Origin of the sequence: Bacillus sp. DTU_2020_1000418_1_SI_GHA_SEK_038 (genome assembly GCF_032341175.1) — a bacterium.
Lineage (GTDB): Bacteria > Bacillota > Bacilli > Bacillales > Cytobacillaceae > Cytobacillus.
The window spans coordinates 1,702,680-1,721,628 of sequence record NZ_CP135435.1 but is presented as its reverse complement, the minus strand read 5'-3'; the positions used below and the strand labels follow the sequence as shown (position 1 = coordinate 1,721,628).

21 protein-coding genes are annotated in these 18,949 nt (G+C 37.1%); 7 read left to right on the top strand and 14 right to left on the bottom strand.

Annotated features, from left to right (window positions below; all coding sequences use genetic code 11):
* The first annotated feature begins 21 nt into the window (after window positions 1–21).
* A complete protein-coding gene (locus RRV45_RS08545; protein WP_410489370.1) occupies window positions 22–456 on the top strand; it encodes a DUF1885 family protein in 435 nt (144 codons plus the stop codon).
* A 70-nt stretch (window positions 457–526) separates the two neighbouring features.
* Window positions 527–868: a hypothetical protein gene (locus RRV45_RS08540; protein ID WP_315668391.1), complete on the top strand. Its 342-nt coding sequence runs from the start codon at window positions 527–529 to the stop codon at window positions 866–868.
* A 15-nt stretch (window positions 869–883) separates the two neighbouring features.
* On the opposite strand, the gene RRV45_RS08535 is transcribed toward RRV45_RS08540, so the two are convergent.
* Window positions 884–1,120 (bottom strand): hypothetical protein, encoded by a 237-nt coding sequence (locus tag RRV45_RS08535; protein WP_315668390.1) that lies wholly within the window; start codon window positions 1,118–1,120, stop codon window positions 884–886.
* A gap of 248 nt (window positions 1,121–1,368) precedes the next feature.
* Here RRV45_RS08535 and RRV45_RS08530 point away from each other — a divergent pair, with 248 nt between their 5' ends.
* Window positions 1,369–1,758, top strand: a complete 390-nt coding sequence (locus RRV45_RS08530) for a small peptidoglycan-associated lipoprotein (protein ID WP_315668389.1) — start codon at window positions 1,369–1,371, stop codon at window positions 1,756–1,758.
* Window positions 1,759–1,821: 63 nt separating this feature from the next.
* Here the strand turns inward: RRV45_RS08530 and lpdA are convergent, their stop codons facing one another.
* The 5 genes from lpdA to RRV45_RS08505 all read right to left on the bottom strand — a co-directional run bounded on the left by lpdA (window position 1,822) and on the right by RRV45_RS08505 (window position 7,946).
* On the bottom strand, window positions 1,822–3,231 hold the full coding sequence (lpdA, locus tag RRV45_RS08525; protein WP_315668388.1) for a dihydrolipoyl dehydrogenase: 1,410 nt from the start codon (window positions 3,229–3,231) through the stop codon (window positions 1,822–1,824).
* A 3-nt stretch (window positions 3,232–3,234) separates the two neighbouring features.
* The gene (locus RRV45_RS08520) at window positions 3,235–4,533 is read right to left on the bottom strand and encodes a dihydrolipoamide acetyltransferase family protein (RefSeq protein ID WP_315668387.1); all 1,299 of its coding nucleotides are present in this window, start codon (window positions 4,531–4,533) and stop codon (window positions 3,235–3,237) included.
* 127 nt (window positions 4,534–4,660) lie between these two features.
* Window positions 4,661–5,638, bottom strand: coding sequence for an alpha-ketoacid dehydrogenase subunit beta (locus tag RRV45_RS08515; RefSeq protein WP_315668386.1), 978 nt, complete (start codon window positions 5,636–5,638; stop codon window positions 4,661–4,663).
* Window positions 5,639–5,641: 3 nt separating this feature from the next.
* Entirely contained in the window at window positions 5,642–6,763 is a 1,122-nt protein-coding gene (gene pdhA / locus RRV45_RS08510) for a pyruvate dehydrogenase (acetyl-transferring) E1 component subunit alpha (protein ID WP_315668385.1), read from the bottom strand.
* A gap of 514 nt (window positions 6,764–7,277) precedes the next feature.
* Entirely contained in the window at window positions 7,278–7,946 is a 669-nt protein-coding gene (locus tag RRV45_RS08505) for a YkyA family protein (RefSeq protein ID WP_315668384.1), read from the bottom strand.
* 219 nt (window positions 7,947–8,165) lie between these two features.
* On the opposite strand from RRV45_RS08505, the gene RRV45_RS08500 reads away from it, so the two are divergent.
* Window positions 8,166–8,303: a YjcZ family sporulation protein gene (locus tag RRV45_RS08500; protein ID WP_315668383.1), complete on the top strand. Its 138-nt coding sequence runs from the start codon at window positions 8,166–8,168 to the stop codon at window positions 8,301–8,303.
* A 123-nt stretch (window positions 8,304–8,426) separates the two neighbouring features.
* Window positions 8,427–8,981, top strand: coding sequence for a peptide deformylase (gene def, locus RRV45_RS08495; RefSeq protein ID WP_315668382.1), 555 nt, complete (start codon window positions 8,427–8,429; stop codon window positions 8,979–8,981).
* A gap of 80 nt (window positions 8,982–9,061) precedes the next feature.
* Here def and RRV45_RS08490 read toward each other — a convergent pair whose 3' ends face one another.
* A complete protein-coding gene (locus RRV45_RS08490; RefSeq protein WP_315668381.1) occupies window positions 9,062–9,832 on the bottom strand; it encodes a Cof-type HAD-IIB family hydrolase in 771 nt (256 codons plus the stop codon).
* Between the two features lie 27 nt (window positions 9,833–9,859).
* Window positions 9,860–10,753 (bottom strand): DMT family transporter, encoded by an 894-nt coding sequence (locus RRV45_RS08485; RefSeq protein ID WP_315668380.1) that lies wholly within the window; start codon window positions 10,751–10,753, stop codon window positions 9,860–9,862.
* 801 nt (window positions 10,754–11,554) lie between these two features.
* On the opposite strand from RRV45_RS08485, the gene RRV45_RS08480 reads away from it, so the two are divergent.
* Entirely contained in the window at window positions 11,555–11,767 is a 213-nt protein-coding gene (locus tag RRV45_RS08480; protein ID WP_315668379.1) for a DNA-dependent RNA polymerase subunit epsilon, read from the top strand.
* A gap of 3 nt (window positions 11,768–11,770) precedes the next feature.
* Window positions 11,771–13,438, top strand: a complete 1,668-nt coding sequence (rnjA, locus tag RRV45_RS08475; RefSeq protein ID WP_315668378.1) for a ribonuclease J1 — start codon at window positions 11,771–11,773, stop codon at window positions 13,436–13,438.
* A gap of 71 nt (window positions 13,439–13,509) precedes the next feature.
* Here the strand turns inward: rnjA and RRV45_RS08470 are convergent, their stop codons facing one another.
* From RRV45_RS08470 to cbpB, 6 genes are all read right to left on the bottom strand, one after another.
* The gene (locus RRV45_RS08470) at window positions 13,510–14,169 is read right to left on the bottom strand and encodes a potassium channel family protein (RefSeq protein ID WP_315668377.1); all 660 of its coding nucleotides are present in this window, start codon (window positions 14,167–14,169) and stop codon (window positions 13,510–13,512) included.
* Between the two features lie 181 nt (window positions 14,170–14,350).
* A complete protein-coding gene (locus RRV45_RS08465; protein ID WP_315668376.1) occupies window positions 14,351–14,806 on the bottom strand; it encodes a TlpA family protein disulfide reductase in 456 nt (151 codons plus the stop codon).
* Window positions 14,807–14,897: 91 nt separating this feature from the next.
* Complete coding sequence (locus tag RRV45_RS08460) at window positions 14,898–15,446, bottom strand: peroxiredoxin (protein WP_315668375.1); 549 nt, start codon at window positions 15,444–15,446, stop codon at window positions 14,898–14,900.
* A gap of 310 nt (window positions 15,447–15,756) precedes the next feature.
* Entirely contained in the window at window positions 15,757–16,686 is a 930-nt protein-coding gene (locus RRV45_RS08455; protein ID WP_410489369.1) for a LysR family transcriptional regulator, read from the bottom strand.
* A gap of 70 nt (window positions 16,687–16,756) precedes the next feature.
* Entirely contained in the window at window positions 16,757–18,202 is a 1,446-nt protein-coding gene (locus RRV45_RS08450) for an MDR family MFS transporter (protein WP_315668972.1), read from the bottom strand.
* Between the two features lie 171 nt (window positions 18,203–18,373).
* On the bottom strand, window positions 18,374–18,820 hold the full coding sequence (gene cbpB, locus RRV45_RS08445; protein WP_315668373.1) for a cyclic-di-AMP-binding protein CbpB: 447 nt from the start codon (window positions 18,818–18,820) through the stop codon (window positions 18,374–18,376).
* Between the last annotated feature and the right edge of the window lie 129 nt (window positions 18,821–18,949).

Sequence of the window (18,949 nt, the reverse complement as noted above, 5' to 3'; positions counted from 1 at the left end):
GAAAAAATGGGGGGATGGATGTTGGCAAGCAATGCATACATAAAACTCGTGCCTTCATCAGAAAAAGAACATATTACGACAGATGAAGTAAAAGAATTATTTCAATACTTTAAAGACATTACGGCGAAAACAGGAGACCAGGTTGATTGGAAATACAATGAAGCCGCTTTTCCTTATGAAATAAAAGAAAAACCTGAAGGAAAAGGGAAATGGTTCTACCTACATTCGAACAATGACAGGTATCATACAATTTTACTAGGAATAGATAAAGAAACAATTAGGGACGAAGATGGATCCCAACGTGAACAATCATATATTCAGGTTACATTACCGGAAACAGCTACATATGGTGATAAAGGAAAAGCTAACGAGTTTTGCCGCTACCTTGCAAAGAAACTTAAAGGTGAATTGCATTTATTCAATGGCAGAGTCATGTATTTTTACCCAAGAAAGTAAGAATAAAATACTTTCAGAAGAACAGCAGCTGGCTGTTCTTCTGTTTTGCTGTATGATGAGGTGATGAATTATGTTAAGAAATAAACTATTATTCTTTGGGGTTGTTGCTCTCGCAATTACATTAAGCTCCCCATTTATCTTTTATTCATATTTTGAGGAAAGACCGGCACAATTAAATCAGAGCATATCATTTGGAGGTCCTTTTCCATTCGCTGAACAACAAGTTACTCTACCAGAGGCAAAAAATGAATATCCACTAGAAGTTAAGTTTGTCTCTCCTATTGAAAAAGAAACAAACTTTAAGGTAACACCATTTTTATTTACGTTTATTTGCTTTTTTCTATTTACCTTTTCCCTCTACACTATCATTTCTAATTTTTTCAATGGCCGGCAGAAAAAAGAGCCTAAATGAACTAGGCTCTTTTTCTTATATAAACGCCATTGAGAAATGAAATGATCCATATAAAGTCAGGCTAAGTGCCGTAACAAAGAAGGTTTTTTTTGCAGACTTTACAATGTAGTTTCCAATGATGATGGCTAAATATAAAAATACGAAGAACATCAGCACTTTATAAATAAGCTGATCGTATTTTGAGAGCCATTCAATAAAGGTGTAGCCGCTCCATATTATTAGCTGCAGCAGCAATGCAGTATATACCTTCATTTTTCCACCACCAGATTTGTTATTTCTTATCCCTATCTTTTTTCAAAAATTGATTATAAGTCAAGCTCCAAAAGATATATGTCTAAGTAATATATGTTGAAGCAGCTCATCTTATTTTTCATTTCTGTAACATTTAGGTGACAAGTCATAAATATCCATTTTTTATGATAAAATACTTATTAATCTCTATAAAATGGAAAATAAACGATAGTAATTGAAATGAAATAATGAAAAGGTGAGGAACAGATATGAAAGTGTTTTCGCTTTTTTTCATAGCCTCTTTCTTGTTTATTACCTCATGTAACCATTTTAAACCTCACGATGAGCTGATTTTTGATAAAAATAGTAAGCAAATCTTATTCTTTTCAAATGAGAAGGATTATGAAGAGGAAGCCTCCTACTATGATGCGATTATTGAATTAAAGAAGGAATTTCCAGAAGAAATTAAAAATATGAAAATAATCTCAAGCGACAAAGCCAAAAGATATTATGAAACATTTGATGTCCAAAGCAGCCCAACCATCTTAATCATTCATCAAGAAAAAGTTATCGTTAAAATTAAAGGTGATACTTCGGCAGAACAGATAATCAAACCAATATCAAATGCCTTAAAAGGTGAATTGTCGACAAGCAATTAACATATTCCCAATATACAATAAGAAAAGTCCTTTTCCATTCGGAAAAGGACTTTTCTTATCAAGTTATTTTATAATATGGATTGGACTGCCTAGTGCAACTTCTGCAGCTTCCATTGTAATTTCGCCTAATGTTGGGTGAGCATGAATCGTCATAGCAAGATCTTCAGCCGTCATACCTGCTTCAATCGCTAAGCCTAATTCAGCAATCATATCAGATGCACTGGCTCCTGCAATTTGAGCACCAATCACTAAGCCGTCTTCCTTACGAGTGATCAGCTTCACAAATCCGTCAGTAGCATCTAGAGCAAGAGCACGGCCATTAGCAGCAAATGGGAATTTAGACGCATTAACTTCAATTCCCTCTTCTTTTGCTTGTGCTTCTGTATAACCAACTGAAGCAAGTTCAGGATCGGAGAACACAACAGCTGGGATGCCTAAATAGTCAATTTCAGAATTATGTCCTGAAATGGCCTCAGCTGCAATTTTCCCTTCATAAGATGCTTTATGTGCAAGTGGAGGGCCTTCGATTACATCTCCAATAGCATATATATTCCTGATATTCGTTCGGCATTGTTTATCGGTTTTAATGACCCCGCGATCTGTCATTTCAATACCAACCTGTTCTAATCCTAATTCATCTGTATTCGGACGGCGTCCTACCATAACGAAAACATAATCTGCTTCGATGGATTTCTCTTCGCCCTTAACCTCGAATTTGATAGTTACGCCATTTTCATTTTCTTCTACACCTTTAGCAAGTGCTTTCGTAATGATTTCAGCACCTTTTTTCTTAAGGTTACGTTTTACCAAAGCGGACATTTGCTTTTCAAATCCGCCTAGAATTTCATCTGTACCCTCAAGAATTGTCACTTGTGTACCGAAATTAGCATATGCCCCGCCAAGTTCCGTACCAATGTATCCACCGCCGATAACAACGACTTTCTGAGGGATTTCTTGAAGCGCGAGTGCACCTGTTGAGTCAAGAACTCGCTTGGAATATTTAAATGCCGGAATTTCAATTGGACGGGAACCAGTTGCAATAATGGCATGCTTAAAAGTATAAGTTTGAGCAGAATTTTCATCCATTACCCGAAGTGTATTCGCATCAACGAAATAAGCTTCTCCCCGTACGATTTCAACTTTATTCCCTTTTAATAAACCTTCAACGCCGCCAGTTAATTTCTTAACTACACTGCTTTTCCATTCCTGTACTTTTGTAAAATCAACAGTTACATTCTCAGCTGTAATCCCAATTGAATCAGAATGCTTAGCTGTTTCATAACGGTGTCCAGCAGCAATCAATGCTTTAGATGGAATACACCCAACATTTAAGCAAACCCCGCCTAAATTTGCCTTTTCTACGATAGTCACTTTCTGGCCAAGCTGTGCTGCACGAATAGCAGCCACATACCCGCCAGGTCCTGAACCAATGACAATTGTATCTGTTTCGATTGGGAAATCTCCTACTACCATATTTTAAGCCTCCATTAACAATAGTTCTGGATCATTTAATAAACGTTTAATATGATTTAAAGCGTTTTGCGCTGTTGCACCATCGATGATGCGATGGTCAAAGCTTAATGATAATGTAAGTACTGGAGCTGCAACAATTTCACCATCTTTAACAATTGGCTTTTCTGAAATACGGCCAATGCCTAAAATAGCAACTTCTGGGTGATTGATAACAGGGGTAAACCATTGTCCGCCTGCTGATCCAATATTTGTAATTGTGCAGGAAGCCCCTTTCATTTCTTCTGAAGATAACTTACCATCACGCGCTTTTGCAGCAAGCTCACTAATTTCATTTGAAATAGTAAACATAGATTTACGATCAGCATCTTTTACAACTGGTACTAAAAGTCCCTTTTCAGTGTCTGCTGCTATACCAATATTGTAATAATGCTTTTGAATAATTTCTTGTGCGGCGTCATCAATTGATGTATTCAATACTGGATATTCACGTAACGCACTTGTTAATGCCTTCACTACATATGGAAGGAACGTTAATTTAATTCCTTTATTTGCAGCAACTTCTTTGAACTTCTTACGATGTGCTACAAGCTTTGTCACTTCAATTTCATCCATTAAAGTAACATGTGGAGCCGTATGCTTTGAGTTTACCATCGCTTTTGCAATTGCTTTACGAATGCCGCTCATTTTTTCACGAGTTTCAGGGTACTGCCCTTGTGGAATAATTTTTTGAACTGGAGCAGCTTCCGCTTCTACAGGTGCTGCTGTTGTTTCTTGCTCTGGAGCCACAGGTTGCTGGACTTGAACTCCGCCGCTTAAGAACGAATCAATGTCGGTTTTTAAGATCCTTCCATTATTACCGCTTCCCGCAACTTGCTGAATATCAACACCTTTATCACGAGCATATTTTCGAACGGAAGGCATGGCGATAATCCGGCGGTCAGATTTAGCATCTGTTTGGATTTCGGCTTTATTTACTTCAGCTTCATCCTTTTTCTCTGGGGCTTGGTCTGCTGGCTTGTCATCCTCTAGATTTTCATCGCCTTTGAATTTTAAATTTTCATATCCAGGCGCATCAAATGTAATTAGAACCTGGCCAACAGTTGCAACAGTTCCTTCTCCAACTAATATTTCTTCAACCGTTCCTTTAACAGGTGAAGGAATTTCTACAACTGCTTTATCATTCTGAACTTCGCATAATACATCATCTTCTTGTACTTTATCGCCTGCTTTAACGAACCACTTAACTATTTCCCCTTCGTGGATCCCTTCACCAATGTCAGGCAATTTAAATTGAAATGACATTTAGAATCATCCTCCTACACTAACAATATAAGGAAGGACAGAAGCTGGAAAGAAGAAAATCGGTATTTGTACCGATTTTCTATTCCTTCCCTCATTCTCCCCTTCGAAAGAAAGTAATTACACTCTTTTAGAAAGTTAAAACTTTCTTACCCGTTTCAATAATATCCTTATAGTTTGGAAGCCAAACCGTTTCAGCTTGTGGGAAAGCAAAAACTGTATCCGGTGCTGCAACGCGAAGGACAGGGGCTTCAAGGCTTAAGATTGCACGGTCATTAATCTCTGCTACAACATTAGCAGCAATACCAGCCTGCTTTTGAGCCTCTTGAACGACAATTGCACGTCCTGTTTTTTCAACAGTAGCAATAATAGTTTCAATATCAATTGGTGATACTGTACGTAGATCGATTACCTCTGCAGAATAGCCTTCTTTTTCTAATTCTTCAGCAGCCTTTAATGCTTCATGCACCATTGCTCCATAAGTAATAATCGACAAGTCTTTTCCTTCTCGTTTCACTTCAGCTTTACCTAATGGAATTGTGTACTCTTCCTCAGGTACTTCTTGACGAAAAGAACGGTATAATTTCATATGCTCAAGGAAAATGACCGGGTCATTATCACGGATGGCCGAAATTAAAAGACCTTTTGCATCATAAGGAGTTGATGGAATAACAACCTTTAACCCAGGCTGTTGAGCCATTAGCCCTTCCAAGCTGTCAGCATGCATTTCTGGAGTATGTACGCCACCTCCAAAAGGTGAACGAATGGTTACAGGCGCATTATATCTGCCGCCAGAACGATAGCGCATGCGCGCCAGTTGTCCGGAAATAGAATCCATTACTTCATATACGAAACCGAAAAATTGTATTTCAGGTACTGGTCGGAAGCCTTGTAAGCTAAGACCAACCGCAAGGCCGCCGATTCCAGATTCAGCTAAAGGCGTATCAAATACACGTTCTTCGCCGAATTCATTTTGAAGACCTTCAGTAGCACGGAATACGCCGCCGTTCACGCCCACATCTTCTCCGAATACTAATACATTCGGATCATTTCGCAACTCTGTGCGTAAAGCATCAGTAATTGCCTGAATCATTGTCATTTGCGCCATGGCTTACTTCGACTCCTTTTCTTTATATATTTCAAATTGTTCTTTTAAGTTATAAGGCATTCCTGCATCTTCATGCATGATTGAAATGAGGTCAGTTACTTTTTGTTTAGGTGTGTCATCTGCTTGTTTTATTGCAACTTTAATATCTTCTTTTGCTTTTTCAATTGTTTCGTTTTCCATTTCTTCATTCCAAATTCCTTTATCCTCCAAGAATTTGCGGAAACGGACAAGCGGGTCTTTCTTTTCCCACTCATTATCAAGATCAGCTGTACGGTAACGTGTAGGATCGTCTCCAGCCATCGTATGAGGACCATAGCGGTAAGTAAGAGTCTCAATTAATGTTGGACCTTCCCCGTTGATTGCACGCTCACGAGCCTCTCGTACAGCCACATAAACAGCCAATGGATCCATCCCATCTACTTGAATTCCCGGAATTCCAGCTGCGACAGCTTTTTGAGCAAGTGTTTTAGCAGCAGTTTGTACAGAAACTGGAGTAGAAATAGCGAATCTATTATTTTGAACAATAAAAATTGCCGGAGCACCATAAGAACCTGCAAAGTTAATTCCCTCATAGAAGTCACCTTGCGAAGTACCGCCATCGCCTGTATAAGTCACAGCAACTGCTTTTGCTCCACGTTTTTTCATTCCTAGTGCTACACCAGCTGCCTGGATGTATTGAGCTCCAATAATAATTTGCGGAGCAATAACATTAACACCTTCTGGAATATTCCCACCCTCAAAGTGTCCTCTTGACCATAAGAAAGCTTGAGATAGTGGAAGACCATGCCAAATCATTTGCGGTACATCACGGTATCCAGGAAGTATAAAATCTTCCTTCTCCAATGCAAATTGTGAAGCCAGCTGAGAAGCTTCCTGGCCTGCAGTTGGTGCATAGAAGCCAAGTCTTCCTTGTCTATTTAAAGAAATAGAGCGTTGATCTAGTATGCGTGTGTAAACCATTCTTCGCATTAATTCCTGAAGCTGTTCATCGCTTAAATCAGGCATTGCTGATTCATTTACTACTTTTCCTTCCTCATTAAGAATTTGAAACGTTTGAAATTGTTCTTCAACAATTTCAAGCTGCTTCCCAACATCCAATTGTGCCAATTTTGTTTTAGAAGCCATACGTGTCACCCTTTCCATAGTTTTAAAAGAGACGTAATAATATGAGTTCAATACAATTTCTAGGTTACCCAAAACTAAGTTAAAATAGAAAACGTAAGCAGAGTGAATTGTATTTGGTAAAAATGAAAATATTCAGAAATAAATAATTGCCTGGATTTCTGCTTTTTTAGGATTCCATTTTCTTCAGTTTATAACTTCTATTGTTGTTAACTCATATTCTATCTTATTCTGTATCAATTAAATTTGCAACAAAATTGATACACATTTCTATTAATGATTTTAAGTTTAAATCACATTATTTCTTCCGTCAACTACTTGATATTAAGTTTTTACAACGTTTTCACGTTTTTTAAGTAATTCCCTTCGAGAAATTCTGTATTATAATTCTTTATGCGCTGTTCTATAAAAAAAGTAACACTAGCAGCGTGTTATAGCACATCATTCCAGAGGATAATTTAATATTGTATTGTAAAATATAGCAAGGGCAGCATTTAGTAAATGCTGCCCTTGCTCATTAGTCCTTCATTTTAACGTCTAGTCCGGATTCTTTATAGAAGGATAATTTTAATTCATTATATTGCTTTGTTTTATCATTAAATTTTTTATTAGCATTAATAATATTTCCATATGCTTCATTAATTTTATTGATTTGATCCTCAAGCTGAATCAATTGAAGACTTTCTTCTTTAAACATAGCATAAAGATCTTTATCTAATTGAACCGCTTTAGAGTAATGTTGAAATATTTCTTCATGGGTGGCATATCTTTCCATCATACAATCGAATAAATCTTGAGATAATCCTTTTAGTTTAGGCTCATCAATTTCTTCAATTAGGGATTCTAAAGATTTAAACTCCTTTTCAGACGCTTTAATGCTTTCCTTTTCCTTCACCATATGCTCTTGCCTCTGGTCAACGATATTGGCAGCTTCATTTGACAATATAGAAACTTCTTCAATTTCCTTCATTCCAAGGGAAATTATTTTATCATAAATTTCTTTTTCTTTCTTTTCTAATTCAACTAACGGATCCTGCTGCTTTTCAAATACCTCTTCCGATGCAACAACTCTTTCTAGCACATCATATATTTTCTCAACAGGTGAGCTAGTACTTAAACAGCCAGAAATGATCATAACCGCACTTATACAAATAATTAATAGGCAGCTTTTTATAGGTACCGACACACTTTAAACCTCCTTAATTAGAACAATTTAACTATACCTGCAGCCTTTTCATTTTTCAATACTTAGAAGGCTTGTCCACTAACAATCTATTCCCAATACTTTTCATTTATGACATAGGCAAAGGCCTTCACCAACAAAATCCTCCAAACATAGGCTATATTAATCGTCCTATAGAAAATATTTGTGGGCGGTAATCTACTTTTAGGGAGGTTATCCTTCATGTATGGTTATGGCGGATACGGTTATGGCTGCGGCTATCCAGGGTTTGTTGGAGGTGCGGGCTACGGCAGAGGCTTCGCGCTGATTGTTGTGCTTTTCATTCTTCTTATCATCGTTGGCTGCGCTTGCTGGAGATAATATTCATGGGGAAGGTGCAAAAATGCACCTTCCCTTTTTATTAACATTTTTCATTCATTTTGATAGACTAAATAAAGTAATTAATAATTCGCCGATTGATTTTATGCTACAGGAGTGAAGGAAATGTTAACGATGAAGGATATTATTCGTGATGGGCATCCCACATTAAGAAAAGTTGCAAAAGAAGTCGCACTTCCGCCTTCCGAGGAGGATAAAGGAATACTTCAAAGCCTTTTAGACTATGTAATAAACAGTCAGAACCCAGAGATTGCTGAAAAATACGGGCTTCGTGCAGGCATTGGTTTGGCTGCTCCGCAAATCAATATTTCAAAAAGGATGATTGCTGTTTACCTTAAGGATGAAAAAGGAACTCTTCATAATTATGCGCTGTTTAATCCAAAAATTAAAAGCCATTCTGTTGAACAAACGTACCTAACTTCCGGGGAAGGCTGTTTATCAGTTGATGAATCGATTCCTGGAAATGTTCCGAGATATGCAAGAATAACTGTTCAAGGAACTACCCTTGATGGAGTTGAAGTCAAATTAAGGCTAAAAGGGATATTAGCTATCGTGTTTCAGCACGAAATTGATCACCTGAACGGAATTATGTTTTATGATCATATTAATAAAGAAGATCCATTTAAGCCAATAGAGGGAGCTATTCCAATCGAAAGATAGAACTATGCCTATTGGATTTTAAGACCCATAGGAAAAGACTGAACATTAGCGTTCAGTCTTTTCCTATGCTCTAATTCCCCCTAAATTAATCCTACTTTTTTCAAGCCGTCCCAAATGCCGTTGTTATTTACCGATGTTGTTGTAACATCTGCAGCAAGTTTAACTTCGTCTAATGCATTCCCCATAGCAATCCCTGTTCCAACTGATTGAAGCATTTCTTTATCATTTAATCCATCCCCGAAAGCATAAACATTCTTCATTTCAATTCCCAGTCTGCTAATCATTAGCTTTATTCCCTCTGCTTTTGAACCTCCAGCCGGCAACACATCTGTTGAAAATTGATGCCAGCGAATAAAACGGAAGTTTGGAAAATCTCTTTCATAAGCCGCATCCTCTTTTTCTTCTGAAAATACTAAGGCTTGATAGATTTCCTTATTTTTATAAAACTCAATATCTTTTTCTGGATACGGAAATTTCAAACTTCCGATACTTTCTTCTATTAGTCTGTTATCAAGTTCTGAAGATTTCATTTCTTTTTCATCTAAAAACACTAGAGAATGTCCTCTCTCACTTGAGTAAGTCACTAATTTTTCAAGTTCCGCTGATGGCAGACCATTTTTAAATATGACTTCATTCTCAAAAACCACATATTGTCCATTAAAGCTTACAAAGGAATCGATATCCAGCTCTTTGCGCAGCCTGTCAAACATAAAGGGGGCACGCCCTGTTGCAATTGCAACAAATACGCCGTTATCCTTTAATTGCTCCAGTGCATGTTTTGTTGACTTTGGGAGCTGTTTATCACTATCTAACAATGTTCCATCTATATCAAAGAATACTATTTTTTTCAATTATGTTCCTTTCCCTTCTAAAACATATTAAGCTGCAGCTTTGCCTTCTTTTTGTTTTTCTTTAGTGGAGGTGATATAAACACCAAGAAAAATGATTAGCAGGCCAACAATCATTGTAAAATGAATACTTTCTCCCAATATGAAAGCTCCCCATAAAATGGCTGATCCTGGCACTAGATAGGTTACCAAGGAAGCAAATTCCGGGCCTCCTTCTTTTACTAAATAGTAAAATAGCAGATAGGCAACTCCTGAGCCTAAAGAACCTAAGCCTAGCAGCGAGAAAATGACATGCCATTCCGTAAAAGCAGCAAAGGAATCGGGCGAAGAAAACAACATCACGAAAAAACTAATCAACGCAGCAGAAAATAAGGTAAATAAGGATATATGTAAGCTCGATACTTGACCTAATGTTTTCTTTGTCAGTTGTGTGCCTGCGCCATAACAAATAGTCGCACCTAATAAAAACAGGATTCCCGAAAAATGTCCTGAAAGTAAGTCACCAGATGTTAAATCAGATATTATAAAAATTCCAATAAAACCAAGTCCAATACCGATCCATTGATTTTTTCTTAAAACCGTTGAGAAAAAAAGCGTTCCAATTAGGAGTGTCCAGATAGGTGTTGTAGCATTAATAATGGAAGCTAAGCTTGAAGAGATCTTCGTCTGCCCCATAGAAATAAGCAGCCATGGCAATGTATTGTTTAGTAATCCCACTACGAAAAGCTTTGTTAATGGAAGCTCTTTGTAATGAATTTTTTCCCGTTTAATTAGAACGAAAATGGCTAGAATCAAAAAGCCAAAAAGGGATCTTCCAAAAACAACTCCAGCAGGTCCCAAATCTTCCAGCAATAGCTTAATAAATAAAAATGACGTTCCCCAAATGATGCTTAAAATCGCTAATGCACTGTATAGCTTTCCCATTTTCCTCATCCTTACTTCAAAACTAATTTAAAAAAAATTTCGATTTGCGTAATAAAACACTAAACCCATTTTAGCTAATTGTCAATCAAGTTTATAATAGAGGAATCTTTCACTATTTTATGAGCTGCCCAAAAATATCCACGAGAGATTAACTAAATTTGTCATATAATAAAACAACTAAATCTTTTAATACCATCCTTGAATACTTTACTTTGGACAAGGATTGTTTAAAATAGAAAGTAAGGAGTTGATCCACAATGTTAAAGAAGCTAAGAAAGAAGCTTTTAAAACAGTGGAGAGATATGCTGCGAAAGAAAACTATAGCTTAAAAGAAATGCGGAAGCGCCCTGACAGGGAACATCGATTAAAGACCGCCACGTCCTGTGGCGAACATCGATGTCAGCACATCCTGTGCAAGTCCGACAAGCATAAGACGAGCCGGCAGGAAGGTTGCACTTTAACCTTCATGACGGATTGGCTTATGACCTCGAGGTCGACAAAAACGCGACATCCTCCCAAAAGCTCCGCTTTTGGTCGTGCGATGTGTCGCTGACGAAGCTTTCCCTGTCCTGTCGCATTGTCGACACTAGTACGTCCTGTACATCGGGGCTGGGGGCTGAAGCTAGACAGTTTATACTTGAGCCCTTCATTCTTGCGAAGGGCTCGTTCCTTATCGTATCATGTTGACTTATATTAAAAAACCATTTACATACAAATTTACTCTTTAATAAGAAAAAACATGTAAATCATGTTAATTTTATATATAATAGAAAAAGTTATTCGGATGAAGGAGAGATTTTAATGATTTTTAAAGTTTTTTATCAAGAATCAAAAAAAGAGGTACCTGTTCGTGAAAAAACACAATCTATTTATGTTGAAGGAGAATCTGAAAGAGATGTACGGCTTAAATTAGCGGAGAAACCTTTTAATATTGAGTTCATCACCGTATTAGAGGGACAATTTTTAGAATTTGAAAAACAAAGTGAAGACTTTAAAGTATTGGAGATAGAATAAATTATGAAATTTGTAAAAAATGATCAAACAGCAGTTTTCGCCCTAGGAGGACTAGGAGAAATCGGAAAGAACACGTATGCTGTTCAATTCCAGGATGAAATCATCTTAATTGATGCAGGAATTAAATTTCCTGAAGACGAACTCCTTGGCATTGATTATGTAATACCTGATTATACGTATTTAGTAAAAAATGAAGACAAAATTAAAGGTCTTTTTATCACGCACGGACATGAAGACCATATTGGCGGAATTCCCTATTTATTAAGAGAGGTTAACATTCCTATTTATGGCGGTAAGCTTGCACTTGGTTTGCTTCGCAATAAATTAGAAGAGCACGGACTACTGCGACAAACTAAAATGCATGAAATTAAAGAAGATGATGTCATTAAGTTTAGAAAAACGTCCGTTACTTTTTTTCGGACAACTCATAGTATTCCAGACTCATACGGGATTGTCGTAAAAACACCACCAGGTCAAATTGTTCATACAGGTGATTTTAAGTTTGATTTTACGCCAGTTGGTGAACCTGCCAACTTAACAAAGATGGCTGAAATCGGGAAAGAAGGCGTGCTTTGCTTATTATCTGATAGCACGAATAGTGAAATTCCCGAGTTTACAATGTCAGAACGCCGAGTTGGTGAAAGCATTCATGACATATTCCGCAAAGTAGAAGGCCGAGTGATCTTTGCAACCTTTGCTTCCAATATTCACCGTCTTCAGCAAGTGACTGAAGCAGCTGTTTCAAATGGAAGAAAAATTGCTGTATTTGGACGCAGTATGGAAGCAGCAATAAATATCGGACAAGAGCTTGGCTACATTCAGGCGCCTAAGGACACATTTATTGATGCACAGCAAATTAATCGCTTGCCATCAAACCAAGTAACTATTTTATGTACTGGGAGTCAAGGTGAACCGATGGCTGCTCTATCACGTATTGCTAATGGGACTCATCGTCAAATTCAAATTAACCCAGGCGATACTGTTGTCTTCTCCTCTTCACCTATTCCAGGAAATACAATTAGTGTGAGCAGAACCATAGATATGCTTTCTCGTGCTGGTGCAGAGGTTATTTATGGAAAGCTAAGTGATATTCACACTTCAGGACATGGTGGTCAAGAAGAGCAAAAGTTAATGCTAAGGTTAATTAAGCCAAAATTCTTCATGCCGATTCACGGTGAATATAGAATGCAAAAGATGCACGCGAAGCTAGCTGTTGATTGCGGTGTGAAGGATGAAAACTGCTTTATAATGGATAATGGAGAAGTACTTGCTCTAAGTGAAGATACAGCACAAATTGCTGGGAAAATTCCTTCAGGTTCGGTTTATATTGACGGAAACGGAATTGGTGACATCGGCAATATCGTGCTTCGTGATCGCCGAATTCTTTCTGAGGAAGGATTAGTAGTTGTCGTTGTCAGCATTAATATGAAGGATTTCAAAATATCTGCAGGCCCTGACCTCATCTCACGCGGCTTCGTCTATATGAGAGAATCAGGGGATCTTATTAATGATGCTCAATCATTAATTAACAAGCATTTAAACAAGGTAATGGAACGGAAAACGACCCAGTGGTCAGAAATCAAAAACGAGATTACCGATACACTAGCGCCTTTCCTTTATGAAAAAACGAAACGCCGTCCAATGATTTTACCAATAATTATGGAAGTATAATAAAAAAAGGGCTGTAATTCTCAATGGAATTACAGCCTTTTTTTGCCTGCGTCTAGCTTCAGCTTTTGTTATTAACCCATTACTTTTTTCTCAAAGCGATTAATATCTACGTCTGCTCCAATAACAATTAAAATATCATTAAGCTGAATGACCTCATGTGCTAATGGGGAAACGATGATATCATTTTTTCTTTTAATTGCTACAATATTTATTCCATATTTTGCCCGTATATCTAAATCAATCAGAGTATGTCCACTAAGCTTGTCATTCGCTACAATTTCAACAATACTATGTTCTTCAGAAAGCTCCAAATAATCAAGGACATTATTAGAAACGATATTATGAGCTATACGTCTCCCCATATCCCGCTCAGGATGGACAACATGATCCGCACCAATTTTTCTTAATACTTTCTCATGATAATCGTTTTGGGCTTTAACGGTTATCTTTGTTACTCCCAATTCTTTTAATATTAATGTCGTTAAAATACTTGCCTGTATATTATCACCAATTGCTACGATGACATGATCAAAATTTCGAATACCGAGACTTTTAATCACTGTTTCGTCCGTTGTATCTCCAACTACCGCATGTGATGCGATCATAGAGAATTCATTAACACGATCTTCATCCACATCAATTGCCATGACTTCCATGCCTTCCTCTGCCAAAGCCCTGCAGATGCTTCCACCAAAACGCCCAAGTCCAATCACAGCAAATTCCTTTTTCACAATCATTCCTCCAGCTTTTTAACGATCATTTATCAGATAATTTACATACTTGCTATAATTTATCTATTGTATTATTATCTGTGGAAATTAGTCAAGTGTTGTTCGCTGCTTTAGCATGAAGCTTTACGGAGCTAATTCTCAAAAAAAAGAACCAAACTTTGAGCTTGGTCCATTTTTCACTTTATTCTGCTTTATTCATTTCATCTAATACACGATTGACACGCTTTTCAAGCATTTTCATACCGCTTCCGCCTGCTTGGAAATGACGCAAGCTTCCATCCTTATCAAATACATAATAAGCTGGGACGTATTGATTTTCGAATGCCTCATTTAACTTATGCTCACTGTCTACATAAATAGGCTGTGTAATTTCATGCTCTGCAGCTACTTTTTTGATTGCCTCTAGATCCAAATCGTCCTCAGAGCGAGGCATATGAACCGCAACAACATTTAATTGGTCTTTATAATCATCCCTAAATTTATTAACATGTGGCATAGCTTCTTTACAAAGATGGCAGCTCACAGACCAAAAATGAATTAAAGTTGGCTTTTCACCCACAAGTTGAGCCTTCGTTACCTCTCCATTTAACCATTCAGTTGCACCTGTTAACTCAGGCATTTGCTCACGTAATTTCATTGGTTTATCCCCCTTATTAAGAAAAAAATCCGATCATATTTCAAGAAAAGACCTAACAATCAAGTTAGGCCTTTTCATAAAATTCTCTTAATTATACATTTAATGTGCTTTGTCCTGGCTTCCAGTTAGCTGGGCAAAGTCCGCCAGTTTGAAGTGCTTGAAGGACACGAAGTGTTTCATCCACGTCACGGCCAATGTTGTTGTGGTTAACAACTGAATACATTAATTCGCCTTCTGGGCTGATGATATATAGTCCGCGAAGTGCGATACCCTCTTCTTCAATTAACACTCCATAATCGCGTGAAACAACATGATTTGTATCAGCAGCTAATGGATATTTTAAATCACCAAGCCCGTTGTTCTTGCGATCAGTATTAATCCAAGCTAAGTGAGTATGAATTGTATCTGTAGAAACTCCAATTACTTCTGCATCCAAGTCTTCAAACTCATCATAACGATCTGAAAGTGCAGTGATTTCAGTTGGACATACGAAAGTAAAGTCCATTGGATAGAAGAAAAGAACTGTCCACTTATCATTCTTCATATTTTCTTCAAGGCTTACTTTTCCAAATTCTTTGTTTGCTAATACTGCATCCATTTCAAATCTAGGTGCTTGTTTACCTACCATGCGTTCTGGCATATGTAATCCCTCCATTAATTAATTAAATGAGAATATATTAATCAGTTTCTCATTTAAAGTCTTGTACACAAATACAAGTATAGATGACTAAAGATTTGAAGTCAATGTCAAATTGTAATTAATTTAATTAAATATCTATTATTAAAAATCAAATTAATTAATTTGATAGAAAACCCATTACATGTTTTACCCTTATTTTGCAGTATTTAATCAAATAATTAAAGTCAGTCTTATCTTAAATATCTTTGTTTCATCATAATTTTACCAAATATCTCATTCGGAATAAAATAAAATGCTCCCCGTAACTCTTCTATTCACTGCTCCTATCTTCATTTCCTTCTTCTTCGATAAATTCCTTTATTAACTCAACGAAGGCTTGTACTTGCTTGAGCTGGAAGGCGGATTCATAGCCAAGCAGCCATGTATCCCGTTGTAAGGGAAGATCATGCTCATCCAATAATGGAACCTTAAATATGTTCTTCTCCGCTCCATTTAAAGTAATGGCAGGCAGGATGGCATAACCTATCCCGTTGAATGTCATTTGCTTACATGTTTCAATCTGATCAACAACTATTGTCCTTTTTGGAGCTGTTTTGAATGTCCTCAGCCACCAATCTTGAATTTCCTGAAAATAGTTTGAATCACTTTTAAATTGAATAAATGGCCTATCCGTATTTAAGATCTGTTCAGGTGAAGTGATTTCAGTATCTACTAAATAAAGCGGGTCCTTAAAAAGATGAATTTTTATCCCCTTCCAATCTGGTGTTCCCCGAATAATTCCAATATGTACTTGATCTTCATATATCGATTTTAATATTTCGCTGCTCCAGCCGGTCAGGAGGGAAACTTTTGCTTGGGGGTAGCGGGTTACGAATTTCTTTAATACTTGTGGAAGCCAATTTTGCCCCACAATGGATGCAACAGCTATCTTTAATGTACCATGAACTTCTGAATTGAGAGCATGGATGGATTCTCTAACCTTTTCCTCTTTTGTAATAACCTCATTAATAAATTTTATGACAAGCTCCCCAGCAGGTGTTAAAGATAAGCCCTTTTGAGAACGGACAAATAATTTTTCTCCCCACTCCTTCTCAATCGTTTGCAAGCGTTGAGATAAAGCGGGCTGTGAAACAAATAATCTCTCTGCAGCCTTCCTCATATTCATTTCCTGAGCAAGGACAGAAAGAAAGTGAAACTCAGAAAGTGATGACATATATTCACTCCGTTCTTTTTTTCTTATACTATAACCTAAATAGTTTAAAGTTTCATTTTTGTTGATGAATTATTTTATTACGAAAAAGGCTCTGCAATTACTTTGCAGAGCCTGGTTCTTTTTTCGGAAGTAACATAATCAGGACAAAGCTGACCACAGCAAAAATCAGCACGGTATAATAGACGGATTGCAAAGAAAAAGTAAGGCCATCTTGAAGCAATGCTTTTACTCCTCCAGCAAGCTTATTTCTTTCCTCTTCATTTAAGAGAATATTCGTGGAGTCAATTGTTAAATCTTCTGCAGCCCCTTGCCCTTTTTCCTTAAAGTAGAACATAATGCGATTATTTAGTATACCGCCTAGTAAGGCCGCTCCAATTGTATTTCCTAAATTTCTCATAAACATATTGGCAGCTGTTGCTATTCCTCTTTGATGCCAGCTGACAGTACTCTGGATGGAAACAATAAAGGTCGTTAAGGTTAAGCCCATTCCAACACCGACAAGGAAAGATCCACATGCAGCCCAAAGCGGTCCTGCCTCGGGTGAAAGAGTAGAAAACACAATACATCCTAAAATGAGAGATAAACCACCGATAATTGATGTGCTTCTAAACCCGATTTTTAACAATAATCGACCTGCTGACCATGAAGCGAGTGGCCATCCAATAGACATGGTTGTTAACGTAAATCCAGCTACAATGGGCGAGCGCTCCATCACACCTTGTACAAATGCCGGAAGAAAGCTCGATATCCCTATTAAAATAACCCCAGTCGTTAAGGAAGCTAAGTTTGCGATAAGGATTGAACGCTCTTTCCATATACTGAAAGGCATCATTGGTTCTGGTGTTCTTTTCTCCTGAATAACAAATAATAGGAAAGCTAGTAAGCTGATGCCTATTAAGCTAATGGCCTTTGGAGAAGACCAAGCCCAATTGACTCCACCTTCTACAAGAACAATCATTAATGATGAAATGGAAACCGTCAGAAGAAAGGCACCTATATAATCAATCTGAGGCTTTTTCTTTTCAATATTTTCATGAAGAAATTTCGCAATCCCAATAATGGCCAAAATGCCAAGAGGGATATTAATCCAAAACACATAATGCCAGCTAACATATTCAACTAAAATTCCTCCGACAGCTGGACCCATAATAGCAGATATACCCCATACACTTGATAAATACCCTTGGATTTTGGCTCTCTCTTCCTTCGTATAAATATCACCGACAATTGTAGTGGCAATCGGCATAACAGCACCTGCGCCAAAGCCCTGAATTAATCTAAAGATGATGAGCATTTTCATGGACTGCGCAAATCCGCATAATATGGAGCCAATTAAGAAAATGATAATCCCTATAATTAAAATTGGTTTTCTTCCAAATAGATCAGATAGCTTCCCATAAATAAGCACAGTCACTGCATTCATCAGTAAATATGAAGAAAACACCCAGCTATATAAAGAAAATCCACCTAAATCCCCTACAATCACTGGCATTGCAGTTGACACAATTGTTGCCTCTATTGCCCCCATAAACATAGCTAGCATGACTGAAGCTAGTACTAAAGGTCGTCTTGTTTGTTTTTTATCTTTATGTATGAATGATTTTTCAATAACCTGTTCCAATCAATTATCCTCCTAGAATCTTTTCGCTCCCCATAATTAATTTAGTATACGTACTTATCTGTAAAAAAAATCAAGCTCCCTTAAAAGGGAGCATTAGTTTTTACTATTTTTTCGAATTTGTTTATTTAACTCAATCATTATGGTTCTTCGTGTAAATATTCCTTCAAAAAAACCATCTTCATTCTCAACGCATAGGAATGGATTGTCGATTAATAAAGCAACTGAATCCTGGATGGATGAATTAATGTTTAATCTTGGAATTTTCCGATTCATTACTTCTTCTACGCGCTTTTCTTCTAGCTGTTCAAATTCAATTCTCTCAAGGCCTAGAATTGAGTCCATGATTAACGGGGTACTTATTAAGCCATGAAGTTTATAATACGGATCAAGTACAGGAATGGCCGTGTAGCCGCTTTTTGTTAACACTAAAAGAGCATGCTCTAAATTATTGCCAATTTGCACATGTGCTACCCGTTCTGAAGGTATCATAAAATTACGGATATTATTTTCTAAAAACTCCCCGCTGTAAAGACTGATCATCGCCGAAACCCCTCAAATTATTATTATCAATCTATTTTAGTTTATCACAGTTTTCATTTAGTTGCTCCTATTAAGTTCCACTATCCTCAAAATGATTTGAAAAAGGGAACCTTAATTGGCTCCCTTTCA

Coding starts and splice junctions, on each gene's coding strand:
- RRV45_RS08540 (WP_315668391.1), top strand. CDS start 527: ATGTTAAGAAATAAACTATTATTCTTTGGGGTTGTTGCTCTCGCAATT.
- RRV45_RS08535 (WP_315668390.1), bottom strand. CDS start 1,120: ATGAAGGTATATACTGCATTGCTGCTGCAGCTAATAATATGGAGCGGC.
- RRV45_RS08530 (WP_315668389.1), top strand. CDS start 1,369: ATGAAAGTGTTTTCGCTTTTTTTCATAGCCTCTTTCTTGTTTATTACC.
- lpdA (WP_315668388.1), bottom strand. CDS start 3,231: ATGGTAGTAGGAGATTTCCCAATCGAAACAGATACAATTGTCATTGGT.
- RRV45_RS08520 (WP_315668387.1), bottom strand. CDS start 4,533: ATGTCATTTCAATTTAAATTGCCTGACATTGGTGAAGGGATCCACGAA.
- RRV45_RS08515 (WP_315668386.1), bottom strand. CDS start 5,638: ATGGCGCAAATGACAATGATTCAGGCAATTACTGATGCTTTACGCACA.
- pdhA (WP_315668385.1), bottom strand. CDS start 6,763: ATGGCTTCTAAAACAAAATTGGCACAATTGGATGTTGGGAAGCAGCTT.
- RRV45_RS08500 (WP_315668383.1), top strand. CDS start 8,166: ATGTATGGTTATGGCGGATACGGTTATGGCTGCGGCTATCCAGGGTTT.
- def (WP_315668382.1), top strand. CDS start 8,427: ATGTTAACGATGAAGGATATTATTCGTGATGGGCATCCCACATTAAGA.
- RRV45_RS08485 (WP_315668380.1), bottom strand. CDS start 10,753: ATGGGAAAGCTATACAGTGCATTAGCGATTTTAAGCATCATTTGGGGA.
- RRV45_RS08480 (WP_315668379.1), top strand. CDS start 11,555: ATGATTTTTAAAGTTTTTTATCAAGAATCAAAAAAAGAGGTACCTGTT.
- rnjA (WP_315668378.1), top strand. CDS start 11,771: ATGAAATTTGTAAAAAATGATCAAACAGCAGTTTTCGCCCTAGGAGGA.
- RRV45_RS08465 (WP_315668376.1), bottom strand. CDS start 14,806: ATGAAATTACGTGAGCAAATGCCTGAGTTAACAGGTGCAACTGAATGG.
- RRV45_RS08460 (WP_315668375.1), bottom strand. CDS start 15,446: ATGCCAGAACGCATGGTAGGTAAACAAGCACCTAGATTTGAAATGGAT.
- RRV45_RS08450 (WP_315668972.1), bottom strand. CDS start 18,202: ATGCTAGCTATGTTTATGGGGGCAATAGAGGCAACAATTGTGTCAACT.
- cbpB (WP_315668373.1), bottom strand. CDS start 18,820: ATGATCAGTCTTTACAGCGGGGAGTTTTTAGAAAATAATATCCGTAAT.